The organism is Prevotella rectalis, assembly GCF_900607215.1.
GTDB classification, from domain to species: Bacteria; Bacteroidota; Bacteroidia; order Bacteroidales; family Bacteroidaceae; genus Prevotella; species Prevotella brunnea.
Genome location: NZ_LR027820.1, coordinates 1274923 through 1287715, shown reverse-complemented (window position 1 = coordinate 1287715; position 12793 = coordinate 1274923). Strand labels below are relative to the sequence as shown.

The following is a 12793-nucleotide window of genomic DNA, read 5'->3' as shown; positions in this document are numbered from 1 at the left end:
GACAAGAGAATTATGTCGATACAAAAGAAATTGAACGAAAGACCGAGAGAAAAATTAAACTTTTCTACTCCAAAGTGTGAATTCTTCAAATACGTTTTATAATTTTGCACTTGCTGGTTGACTCTGCGTTCGGTTATTGTTAAGGTATCTTTCTAAACAATCACTTTGACATGATTCGATTATCAATTAATTATTAATTCTTATGTTAAGAAAAACTACATTATTTTTCGTGTTCCTGCTATCGGTAACACTTTTCGCGGCACCTGTTTCGCAAGAACAGGCAATGAGAGAAGCGCAAGCCTTCCTAAACAGCAGAACAAGCTTGCCACGCTCGATGAAGATGCGCCGGGCATACAGAGTTCCAAAACTCAAGTCGGTTTCCGAACAATCGTATTTCTATGTATTCAACATAGGCACAAACAACGGATTTATCATTGTATCAGGCGACGATCGCACTACTCCCATTTTGGGTTATACCGATGCGGGCACGTTTGACGCAGGCAAGATAAACCCAAACATGAAATCGTTTTTGGACGCATACGTGGAAGAATTCAAACAATTGGACAAAATGAATGTCTCATCAAGGAGGGCACCCGCACGAAAAGCGATTTCAAGATCAAAAGAGCCAATAGCACCGTTAGTGGCCATTCACTGGGATCAGGAAGTTCCCTACAATAAACTCTGTCCGGAAATAACAGATGAAAGTATGAAAAAAGACACGCGCAACGGACGTTTCGTAACGGGCTGCGTGGCTACCGCGATGGCACAGGTCATGAGATATTATCAATGGCCACAGGGGAAAACCTTGATGCCGATTCCGGCATACACCTCCAAGCAAGCGAATTTGGATGTTTCGGAGTTGCCGGTAACCACTTTCGACTGGAGAAACATGCGAAATGTTTACGGTAGAAACTACTCCCAAGCAGAGGCTGATGCAGTAGCAAAGCTGATGCAGTATTGCGGAAGCAGCGTTCGCATGAATTATTATTATTCCTCCAAGGGAGGTTCCGGAGCTTTTGGCAGCGATGTGCCCAAAGCTCTTAAAACCTATTTCGATTACGCGGCCACAACAAAACTGATAACACGCTACGATTATACCGCAGATACATGGGCAGACGCACTTTACGGCGAGTTGAAGGCGAAACGTCCGGTGGTGCTCTGTGGTGCATCGCCTTTCGGTGGGCACTGTTTCGTAGTGGATGGATATGCCGAGGGCGAGTACTTCCACATTAATTGGGGGTGGAGCGGTAATCAGGATGGATATTACCGCCTATCGGTTTTAGAACCGGGAGCACAGGGTATAGGTGGTTTTGAAGGTGGTTATTCCCAAGATCAACAAGCCATCATCGGCATTCAGCCGAACAAAGGGCAGCCAGCTGCCTGCACGCTGGTGGGTTATGATATATACCCATCTGTGAAAACTGTCAATCGCGCATCAAAAGACGTGAACTTCAAGGGAGCAGATTTCTATTCCAAAGATGATAAATATTCATATACATTCAAAGTGCTGAATATGGAGAAAGGCCCAAGAAACTGTTATCTCAGCATCGGGCTATGCGATGAAAATAACCAATTGATTCAAGTATTGAGCAATGGAACGGAAGAATGTAAATATAAAGACTACAACTATTATTATACCATCAAATTATGGGAGTTGAACGACTTCGGGGCAAACCTTCCACTAGGTAAATATAAGGTATTCCCGGTGTATAGAGAAAAGACAAATGAAGATTGGAAACTCTGCGACGGTTATACGAAAAGCTATGTAATGGTGGAAATTACAGAAACACAGTATCGTGTTTCGGAAACGGAAGACGGGTCGAACTTCAACCTCAACGCTACTGCGAAAATCGAAGGAACACCAACAGTGAAGTCTCCCTGCTCGTTTACTTTTGACGTGAAAAACACTGGTTCTGATTATTACGGTCTCGTGGGACTTAGAATCGACAAGAATAATGTTGAAGAGAATGTGGTGTCGCTGTCTGTCGCACGTGGCAAGACATCGCAGATATCGTTCGGTTATATCCCGAAAACTGCCGGAACGTTCAAATACAGTTTGGTCAGCGTAGAGGAGTCTTATAACGAGGTCACAAAGAAATGGGAAGACATCTATACGGAAATTCCCGGTTCATCAGGCACATTCATCGTTCGGGAGGCCGGAAACGGAGGTAATCTTGAGGCAGAGGTAAGCATTGACGCGAACAAGGACGGTGTTGTCTATGGAAAAGGCATTACGGGTAAGTTCACATTGACAAACAATGCTTCTACACCATACAATGACAAGATATACGTAACCGTGTTCCAACACTCAGGAAGTAAATGGTACAACCTCGGCGATGTTCCCCGAGAAGTATCGGTAAAGGCAAACGGAACGCTCACACAGACATTTAAATTTGTTGGTTTGAGTGAAGGGCAGAGTTATCTTGTGAGTGTGTTCACACATAAAGATGGTGAGGATTGGGACGAAAGGGGTTATTCCGCTGAATTCAAGGTGTTGCCCGGTGTAACGGCTTTCTATCCGGACGGAACTTTCAAGACTTTCAATCCGACAAATGACATAGATTTAGGCAATGCCACAACCATTGATTTCGGTTCATCAACCCTCAAGGGGACACTTGCCGGAAGTACGAACCCGAATGCGCTCTACTATTTCGCTGAAAAAGCAAACGTACCTTCTGCACTTGCCGGAAAGAACATCATTGTAAACAGGGAAGCCGAGAAGATAACCTTGGTAGATGATGCCAATTCTGACTTCATGCCGTTTAATGATTTTACAGTCAACGACATAACCTATACACGCAAGTTTGAAAAAGGCTACAACGGAACAAACTACAATTGGCAAACCATCACGTTACCGTTCGAGGTAAACAAGATTACTATCGACAACACGCCTTACGAGTGGTTCAAATCGAAAGATGACAAAGACAAGAGCATCCGACTGATGAATGTATTTGGAGAAGACGACGCGCAAAAAATCATTTACTATGACTACGTAAATGATTTCAAGGCTAACCAACCTTATATCGTTGCGATAGACGCAAAATTATTGGGAGAAACCGGCATACAGACTGCGAAGGAAGTAGTGTTCCATGGTACGAATGTTGAGATCATTGCAGATGCAATCCCCGTGGTTTCGGGAACGAAGTATAAGTTTATCGGAACCTACACGAAGGAGACAGTAGAGAAAGCATATCAACTGAATGCCACAGGCACGGAATTCATTGCCAAGCCCTCAAGCACCGTCGCGCCGTTCCACGCTTATTTCGCAACAGCAGATGGTGTCATAGCCGGAGAAGATAATACCAACCCATTGAAAGTAGATATCATTACTCCTGCCTTAGGCATTACCGATGTAGATGCAAACGCTGCTAATGACACCTCTGTTATTTACAACCTAAACGGCGTGATAATCGGACGTGGCGCAATCGATTTCAACAGCCTGCCAAAGGGCATTTACATCATTAACGGCAAAAAAGTTGTTAAATAGATATGAGTTGATGAAAGTAAACGGAAATTTCCCTCACCACGAAGAAAAACCTGTATCGCAGAGGGACAACTAATCAAGTAAGAGGTGTATTAGGGCAATCCAAATACACCTCTTATCATTTTTATTCATACCGGCTCACGCACTTTTATAAGACAGTGCCTCAAAATTAAACGTATAAACGCAACTAATCTCTATTTTTTCGCTATCTTTGCACCATAATATATAAAGAGAGGATATGGAAGTCGCGAAGAAATCGCTTTTGGGAATGAACCTGTTGGAACTGAAAGCCGTCGCGAAAGAATTGGGAATGCCTGCTTTTGCCGGAGGACAAATGGCAAAATGGCTCTACGAACGGCACATTTCAACAATAGACGAAATGACCAATCTTGCGAAAACGAACAGGGAGAAGTTGAATGCTGCTTACGTTATAGGCTGCAAAATGCCGATAGAGGCACAACACTCCCAAGACGGAACGATAAAATATCTGTTTCCGACGGAAAACGGAAAATCGGTAGAAACTGTGTACATACCCGATGGCGATCGTGCCACACTTTGCGTATCATCACAGGTGGGGTGTAAGATGAATTGCTTGTTTTGTCAAACCGGCAAACAGGGATTTGAGGGCAATCTGTCGGCAACGGATATTCTGAACCAGATTTATTCCCTACCCGAACGCGACCGGCTTACGAATATCGTGTTCATGGGACAGGGAGAACCAATGGATAATCTTGACAACGTGTTGCGTGCGACACAGATCCTCACTGCCGATTATGGCTATGCGTGGTCGCCTAAGCGCATCACAGTGAGCAGTGTCGGCATAAAGGGAAAACTGAAACGTTTTTTGGAGGAAAGCCATTGCCATGTGGCAATCAGTCTGCACAATCCCATCGCGGATGAAAGGGCGGAATTAATGCCCGCGGAGCGTGGAATGTCGATAACAGAGATTGTGGAATTGCTGCGAAACCATGACTTCTCACATCAACGCCGACTCTCGTTCGAGTACATTGTCTTCCGAGGCGTGAACGATTCCGAAAAACACGCCAAGGCTATTGTGCGGCTTCTGAAAGGTTTGGAGTGCCGATTGAACCTCATTCGCTTCCACCCCATACCTCACGTGCCACTCAAAGGCGTAGATGACAAAAAGATGGAGGCTTTCCGGGATTATCTGACCGGACACGGCATCTTTACAACCATTCGCGCCAGTCGCGGACAAGACATTTTCGCGGCTTGTGGCTTGCTTTCCACAGCTAAAAAAATCGCCGATGAAAGGGCGTGATATTTTCTGCCTCGGCTGGGCTTTTATGCTGCTTGTCATGGCTTCGTGCCGAGAGAGAGCATTCTTGCCGAAAAGTGGAGGCAGGCTTTATGAAGTGGTGGTAGTGGACGACAGGGACAGCCTGCTCTATGATGTGCTTTCCACAAGGATGGAAGGATTGCCACAACGCGAGCCATGCTTCGACGTAACAGAGCTGAGTTCCGAACAGTTCACGGGCAATTTCCGGTTGGCACGCAATATCATCATGCTGAAGATAGACAGCACGCGCTATGAAACAACCGAAATGCGCATGCAACGCGATGCCTATGCCCGACCACAAGTGGTGGTATCACTAACTGCACCCACGCAATTGGAATTGCAAAAGTTTCTGCAGAAGAGTGAGAAAACGTTGCTCAACTACCTGATAAAAAGCGAAATGGCAGTTACGCTAAAACGCTTTTACAAAGAGCAAAACACCCAAGCCGAAAAAACGATAAACGAAATGTTTGGGGCAACCATGCGAATAGCCGGGAATATGACATCGAGCAAAAAGGGAAATAACTTTCTGTGGCTGTCAAACAATGCCAATTCGGGTATGGAAAACATCTGTTTATACACAATATCCAAGGCAGACTTCAAACAACAGCGGGACAGTGTGATGCGAAGAAATATTCCCGGAGAGCGAGATAATATGTTCATGACCACGGCAGCCATAACCTCAACAAGCGTGAACAAGGGAAAGTCTGTAACAATAAGGGGCTTGTGGGAAATGAAAAACGATGCCATGGGCGGACCATTCGTCGCATATATCAGGACAGATGACGGAAGAAAGGATAGCTTTCTTGTGGCAGAGGCATTCGTGTACGCGCCGGAAACAAGGAAAAGAAATTTGACGCGACGCTTGGAAACAGCTCTATACACCTTGAAATCAAGACCAAAGGCATACAGATAGACAATGTGGATAACGCGATTTTTAAACAAGATACCGCAATAGATGAAATAAGAAGAACAATTAATATACGAAAAGATATGTACGAAGATAGAAAAATACGTGTGGCAATCACCCACGGAGATACCAACGGAATTGGATATGAAATCATATTTAAGACTTTTGCCCGACAGGGAATGCTCGATTTGTGCACACCCATCGTCTATGGCTCACCCAAAGTGGCAACCTATCATCGCAACGCTTTGGGAGTTCCGGCAAACTTCACGATAATAAACGAAGCGGAAGAGATTAAGGACGGACGAATCAACTTTGTCCCCGTGTTCGATGAAGAGATAAAAGTGGAATTGGGAAAGCCCACTGAGATATCGGGAAATGCCGGTTTGAGAGCCATCGACAGAGCTTTGGAGGATTTCAATAAAGGTGTATTTGATGTCCTCGTAACGGCACCCATCGACAATAACGAGGAGTTTCATTTCAGCGGTCAGAGCAGATACATAGAGGACCATTTAGAATTGGAAGGACAAGGAATTAATATGTTGCTGAACGAACATCTGCGCATCGCTTTGGCTACAAGAAACCTGCCTCTGAAACAGGTGGCAGAGACCATAACAGCCGAGAAAATAACCGATAGCGCGACACGACTGTACAATAGTATTTGTCGCGACTTCCGTATTTCAAACCCACGTGTTGCCATTCTCGCGCTTAATCCCAAAGCAGGAGCCAACGGATTACTTGGGTCGGAGGAACGCGACATCATCGCTCCGGCTATCGAAACTCTCGAAAAGAATAATATTCAATGCTTCGGTCCTTATGCAGCGGACGAGTTTTTCGGTGCAAGCGATTGGGAACACTTCGATGCGACTTTAGCAATGTATTACGATCAGGGACTGGCTCCTTTCCGTACATTGACAGTGGAGGCAGGCGTGAACTATTTGGCGGGACTGCCCCTCGTGTGCACAGCACCGGATATGAGTACAGGGTTTGATATTGCAGGGAAAGGAATTGCCGATGATATGTCCTTCCGCCATGCCATCTATTCGGCAATCGATATATATCGCAACCGGATGGAATATAACGAGCCGATGGCAGCACCTCTGCCAAAACTCTTCAAGGAAAAACGAGATGAGACGGATAAGGTACGCTTCACCGTTCCCAAACATCGCAACGAACCGATACGGGAAAGCGAATAGTGTGTATTCATGAAGTTTGGACGTTGAATTAAACCATACTTTCAATGAAGAAGAAATACCAAAACGTTTTTTTTATCTTTGGCATTATAGTACTCGTTGTCATGCTCACGCAATTGGATTTCGCTGAGGTGTGGCAAGGGTTGCGCAATGCCGGCTATTGGTTTTTCGCGGTTGTAGTTCTGTGGTTCTTTCTGTACATCTTCAATACAGCCTCATGGTATATCATTATCAGGAGTCAGGAAACAAAAGACGAGAAAAATAGAAACATCGTTCCGTTCTGGTGGCTGTATAAGGTCAGCGTATCAGGGTTCGCGCTGAATTATGCCACTCCGGGGGGCTTAATGGGCGGAGAACCTTACCGCATCATGGAGCTTTCGCCCAAGATTGGAGTGGAAAGGGCTACCTCGTCGGTGGTTCTTTTCGTAATGACCCACATCTTCAGCCATTTTTGGTTCTGGCTTCTTTCCATACCCCTTTACATTCTCACGCAGGATGTGAGTGTTTTCATGATAATTTTGCTTTCCATTGTGGGAATGTTTTGCCTTGTGGCTATATGGTTTTTCTTGTCGGGATATAAGAAAGGATTGGCAGTGCGCATGATGAGGCTTTTGGGCAACATACCCGGCATAAGGAAATGGGCGAAACATTACGTGGAACTTCACGATGAGCAACTTCGGAATATTGACGAACAGATAGCAGCATTGCACAATCAACAACCCAAGACTTTCTTGACAGTTGTGCTGTCGGAACTGCTGTGTCGCATTTTCAGTGCCTTGGAAGTCTTTTTCATTCTCTTGGTGCTCTTCCCGAGTGTGAACTATCTGAATTGCATCTTGATAATCTCCTTCACAACACTATTTGCCAACATGCTGTTCTTCATGCCCTTACAGTTGGGAGGAAGAGAAGGAGGCTTCCTGATGTCAATTTCCGGATTGGGACTCACTGCCAACGCCGGTATTTTTGTTGCGTTAATTGTGAGAATCCGTGAGCTGATATGGACGGCTATAGGACTGTTGCTCATCAAAATCAATCAGCAACGCAGAAAAAACTGAATCATTATCTGTTAAACTCTGCCAAAATTGCAGAAGTTTGGAATAAAATGGGTAAATTTGTCAGCTAAATGAACAATACGGAATTACAACGCGTAAAGCAGCGCTACAACATAGTGGGCAGTTGTAAAGCACTCAACAGAGCACTCGACATTGCACTGCAGGTGGCACCAACTGACCTTTCCGTTCTCATCATCGGGGAGAGCGGAGTGGGTAAAGAAGTTCTGCCTCGAGTAATTCATGATAATTCACCGCGAAAACGCGAGAAATATTTTGCGATAAACTGTGGCTCCATACCTGAAGGAACCATCAATAGTGAGTTATTCGGACACGAAAAAGGTTCTTTCACGGGGGCAATCGGGGAAAGCGAAGGCTACTTCGGAACAGCAGATGGAGGAACCATCTTCCTCGACGAAGTGGGAGAACTTCCATTGGCTACGCAATCGAAACTGCTACGTGTACTGGAGTCGGGCGAATATATCCGCGTCGGAGGTCAGGAAGTGCGAAAGACAAATGTGCGCATCATCGCCGCCACAAACGTAAATATGCGCAAGGCTGTAAGTGAGGGCAAATTCAGGGAAGATTTGTACTATCGGCTGAACACTATCCCCATTCAAATGCCACCATTACGTGATCGTGGAGAAGACATACTGCTACTATTCCGTCTCTTTGCCATGCAGATGGCAGAGAAATACCGATTACCAAAGATTATTCTTACGGAAGATGCCAAACAATTGATGTTGCATTATAAATGGCCTGGGAATGTGAGACAATTGAAAAATATCACGGAACAAATGTCAATCTTGAGTGAAAAACGCGAGATAACCTCCGAGATGCTCTCACATTTCATTCCGAAAGATCCGGAAAGCACCCAATTGACGGTTGTGCAGAATGGGGGGAAATATAGTTATGAGAGTGAGCGTGATTTGCTGTATAAAATCCTGTACGAGCTGAGAGGAAATGTAAGTGATTTGCGAAGAGACTTGAACACCGTGAGGAAACAACTGGAAGACGCACAGGCACTCAATGTTCCACACCAGTTTGAGCCATTGGCGGCAGAATCTACCGGAAATCTACCGATGCCCACAAAAACGATTGGATCGGAAACAGCATCGAATGGACAGATTGAGTTTGCCGAAGCTGAAGAAATATCAGAACCGGAAACACTGAATATCAATGATATAGGCAGGCAACTGGTGGAAAAGGCTTTGGAAAGAAACAACGGAAACAGGAAAAAAGCCGCGCAGGAGTTAGGTATCAGCGACAGAACTCTCTATCGAAGAATAAAGCAATATGGATTGGAAAATAATAAATAGGTTCATTGGATCACCTTTTTTATACCTCGTGTGCCTGCTATGGCTGACCGCTTGCTCGGTAAGCTATAAGTTCAATGGAGCCAGCATTGATTATACCAAGGTGAAAAGCATTCAGATTGCCGACTTCCCCATCCGCTCCACTTATGTGTGGGGACCCATGGGACCCATGTTTAACAACAAGTTGAAAGACATATTTGCCAATCACACTCGCTTGCAACAAGTGAAACGCAATGGCGACATGAAACTGGAAGGAGAAATAACCCAATATCAACAACGAAACAAAAGTGTATCAAGCGAAGGATATTCCGCGCAGACAGAACTTTCAATCACCGTAAACGTACGCTTTGTGAACAATACTAATCACAATGACGACTTTGAAAGACAGTTCACGGCATCGGCAACTTACGAAACCACGAAGAGCCTCAATGCCGTTCAAGAACAACTGGTGGAACAAATGGTGAAAGATTTGACCGAACAGATTTTCAACGCAACGGTAGCCAATTGGTAAGATTCGTTCGGCATAATATAGAACATAACCTGATAATCATGGATATTGCACATTATTTCAATCACCCCGAAGACCTCGACAAGGAAACACTATACGAGCTTAGAAGTCTTCTTGCGCTTTATCCGTATTATCAGCCCGCGAGAGTGCTGCTGCTGAGAAATTTGTTCCTTCTTCACAACCCCACATTCGACGAGGAGTTGCGACGTGCGGCACTATTCATCACGGACAGACACACCCTGTTCGATTTGGTAGAAGGTCCACATTACAGATTGAGAACACCTGAAACCAAGCAAATCGACGAAAATGATGGCATCGCCTCACCACAGACGCCAAACCCTGCGGAAACCAACCGGCAACCGGAACAGAAAGACAGAACAACTTCGCTCATTGATGACTTTTTGGAAACCCTTCCCCAAAAGGAAGAAACACCGACTGAGAACAAACGAAAACCTACACCGGCAGATGCCACCATCGACTATGTAGCTTATCTACTGGAAACGGAGAATAAAGAAGCAGAATCAAATAGCCCAGAACTTCGCGGACAAAGCCTCATTGACGACTTCATCAACAAGGAGAATGGAAGAATAACCCTTCAAGATGAAACAGAATACGAAGCCGAGATAAACGAAGAAACAGAAGATGGCGCGGAAATAGAAGATGACAGCTACTTTACGGAAACTTTGGCAAAAATTTACATCAAACAACAAAAATATTCAAAAGCTCTGGAAATAATTAAGCGATTAAATTTGGAATATCCGAAAAAAAATCGTTACTTTGCAGACCAAATCCGATTTTTGGAGAAATTGATAATAAATAATAATAAAAAATCAGAATAAAAAATGTATTGGTTATTAATAGTACTTGTAGTAATTGCAGCTTTCCTGATGATAGGAGTAGTGCTTATTCAGGAATCAAAAGGTGGCGGACTTTCATCCAATTTCTCATCCTCGAATGCCATCATGGGCGTTCGTAAAACTACAGATTTCATAGAGAAAGCTACATGGGGGCTCGCAATCGCAATGGTGGTTCTGAGCGTTATGTCGGCATTCGTGGTACCATCCGCCTCCACCGACCAAAGCGTCATAGAAAAGGCTGCGACAGAAGGAAGTACTACCAACCCGAATAACCTGCCGAATTTTGGAGCAAGCCAGCAAAAACAAACTGCTCCGGCAAATCAAGGAACAGCCCCGGCAACACAGAACGCCTCCGAACAAGCACCTGTGGCTCCGGCAAAATAAGCAAGCACTAAATAAAAAGTACAAAAATATTTGTCAGAAATAAATTATTTTTGTATCTTTGCACTCGCTTTTTAAGCAATAGAACACGGTGGATGTAGTTCAGTTGGTTAGAGCGTCAGATTGTGGTTCTGAATGTCGTCGGTTCGAGTCCGACCTTCCACCCTACCGAAAACAAGCGGAAAGCCCGATAAAAAAGGCTTTCCGCTTTTATTTTATCCTACAAGTATTGACAAATAGCGACCGCAAGTAAAACCTCTAAGCCCAAATCGATCATTAGAAAATCCGCTTCCTTTTCATCTTTAGATAGTCGTTCCACAACAACTCAGCTTACAGCCTCACAGATGGTAAAATCGAGTCCTCGAGGAACGACTATTTGGTCATGTCATTGAAAACGAGAAAAACCTTCCCGACCATATGAGAAGAGTCCAATAATGTCCTAAATTTTCTTCGTTCGTTTATCCAAAGCTTAGCTTTCACGTTCCAAAAGCTTACCTTTTGCGATGCAAAAGGTCATGAATTGGAGTGCAAAAGCTAAGCTTTTAAGTCTCATTTAATATCATTCTGATTATCAGTAGATTACGAAGTGTGTCTCGAATATGGTTTTTGTCATATAATTTCGTGGCAATGGTTGGGGGGCGGATTCCATAAGCAAGTGCAAAATTACACAATTCTTTGTTTAATCATATCTTTTGGCTTTTGAAATTGATTCTTTTTTCTTGGTCTGTTGTTTAATTTCTCTATTATATGTTTTATCATTCCCTTGGATATACCTTTGAAATTGGTCTTCTTAGGTATATATTGCCTGATGAGTCCATTCATGTTTTCAATTGCCCCCTTTTCCCATGAGGAGTATGGATGCGCAAAATAAACAGTTGTACCTAGTTTCCTTGCTATAATCTCATGTGCTGCAAACTCACTTCCGTTGTCCGTGGTAATAGTCCTGACTGGCAATTGGGACTCTCTAAGCAGCCGCACCACGGCATGCGCCAAAGGTACGGCCTGTTTTCCCGTTTCAAGTTTCTCCATGAGCATATAACAGCTCTTCCTGTCCACCAACGTTACGATGGCACCTTTTCCATTCTTTCCCACGATGGTGTCCATTTCCCAATCGCCTATGGAACGACCGTCTGCCTCGACGGGTCGTTCGTCAATCGAAACTCTGTTAGATATCAGTGCGCTGCCCGACATATTAGATGTCCTGCCCTTGTGCCCGCCATGGCGAAGGTGTTTCCGGATATTATCCTTATGGTGCGGGGAACTGGCTGCTATCCAATTATAGATAGTAGACTTGGAGACCTTCATGCCTTCCTCTCTCCTAAGCCAGCCGGAAACTTCCTCGGGGGACCATTGCTCATGGCGGATAAGTTCAAACACACGGCTGCAGACATAAGGCTTGACAGAACGGTTGCCAGGGTTGTTCGACTTGCGACGGCGAGCTCTGAGTATTGCCAAATGACAGCTGTAGATACCCTTCTCATTTGAATTACGATTAATTTCGCGAGAGACGGTACTTACAGACACGCCAATTGTCTCGGCTATAAAACTAAGTGAGAATTTCTTTTGGAGTAACACACTTATTGTGTATCTTTGCTCCGAGGTTAATTGTTTATACATTGCAATACAAAATTAGTTAATCTCAGGGAGAGGGACGAAAGTCTTTCTCCTTTTTTTTGTATTGCTTAAGTTATCCGTCAATGCTCTTTGGGGGCTTCGCGCCCCCAGCCGCAAGGCAAACCTCCGCGGTGTTTTTCATAGTTATTGCACCCACAGAGATTTTGCACTTCTATTTGGAATTAGCAGA

Annotated in this window: 10 protein-coding genes and 1 tRNA gene; 10 read left to right on the top strand and 1 reads right to left on the bottom strand. The window is 44.5% G+C overall.

What is annotated here, in order from left to right:
• Positions 1–202 precede the first annotated feature (202 nt).
• From E0E16_RS06565 to E0E16_RS06520, 10 genes are all read left to right on the top strand, one after another.
• Complete coding sequence (locus E0E16_RS06565) at positions 203–3487, top strand: C10 family peptidase (protein WP_130829626.1); 3285 nt, start codon at positions 203–205, stop codon at positions 3485–3487.
• A 235-nt stretch (positions 3488–3722) separates the two neighbouring features.
• Entirely contained in the window at positions 3723–4763 is a 1041-nt protein-coding gene (rlmN, locus tag E0E16_RS06560) for a dual-specificity RNA methyltransferase RlmN (RefSeq protein WP_130829625.1), read from the top strand.
• Complete coding sequence (locus tag E0E16_RS06555) at positions 4750–5694, top strand: DUF4837 family protein (protein ID WP_130829624.1); 945 nt, start codon at positions 4750–4752, stop codon at positions 5692–5694. The genes rlmN and E0E16_RS06555 overlap by 14 nt, the downstream gene beginning before the upstream one ends.
• A 77-nt stretch (positions 5695–5771) precedes the next feature.
• Entirely contained in the window at positions 5772–6881 is a 1110-nt protein-coding gene (locus tag E0E16_RS06550; RefSeq protein ID WP_130829623.1) for a PdxA family dehydrogenase, read from the top strand.
• A 44-nt stretch (positions 6882–6925) separates the two neighbouring features.
• Positions 6926–7933, top strand: coding sequence for a lysylphosphatidylglycerol synthase transmembrane domain-containing protein (locus tag E0E16_RS06545; protein WP_130829622.1), 1008 nt, complete (start codon positions 6926–6928; stop codon positions 7931–7933).
• A gap of 68 nt (positions 7934–8001) precedes the next feature.
• Positions 8002–9246, top strand: coding sequence for a sigma-54 interaction domain-containing protein (locus E0E16_RS06540; protein ID WP_130829621.1), 1245 nt, complete (start codon positions 8002–8004; stop codon positions 9244–9246).
• The gene (locus E0E16_RS06535) at positions 9224–9754 is read left to right on the top strand and encodes an LptE family protein (RefSeq protein ID WP_130829620.1); all 531 of its coding nucleotides are present in this window, start codon (positions 9224–9226) and stop codon (positions 9752–9754) included. Before E0E16_RS06540 ends, E0E16_RS06535 begins: the two co-directional genes overlap by 23 nt.
• A gap of 38 nt (positions 9755–9792) precedes the next feature.
• On the top strand, positions 9793–10590 hold the full coding sequence (locus E0E16_RS06530) for a DUF8458 domain-containing protein (protein WP_130829619.1): 798 nt from the start codon (positions 9793–9795) through the stop codon (positions 10588–10590).
• A 3-nt stretch (positions 10591–10593) separates the two neighbouring features.
• Positions 10594–10992: a preprotein translocase subunit SecG gene (gene secG / locus E0E16_RS06525; RefSeq protein ID WP_130829618.1), complete on the top strand. Its 399-nt coding sequence runs from the start codon at positions 10594–10596 to the stop codon at positions 10990–10992.
• Between the two features lie 87 nt (positions 10993–11079).
• Positions 11080–11155, top strand: a tRNA-His gene (locus E0E16_RS06520).
• Between the two features lie 497 nt (positions 11156–11652).
• On the opposite strand, the gene E0E16_RS06515 is transcribed toward E0E16_RS06520, so the two are convergent.
• Positions 11653–12606: an IS30 family transposase gene (locus E0E16_RS06515; protein ID WP_130828553.1), complete on the bottom strand. Its 954-nt coding sequence runs from the start codon at positions 12604–12606 to the stop codon at positions 11653–11655.
• Positions 12607–12793 lie beyond the last annotated feature (187 nt).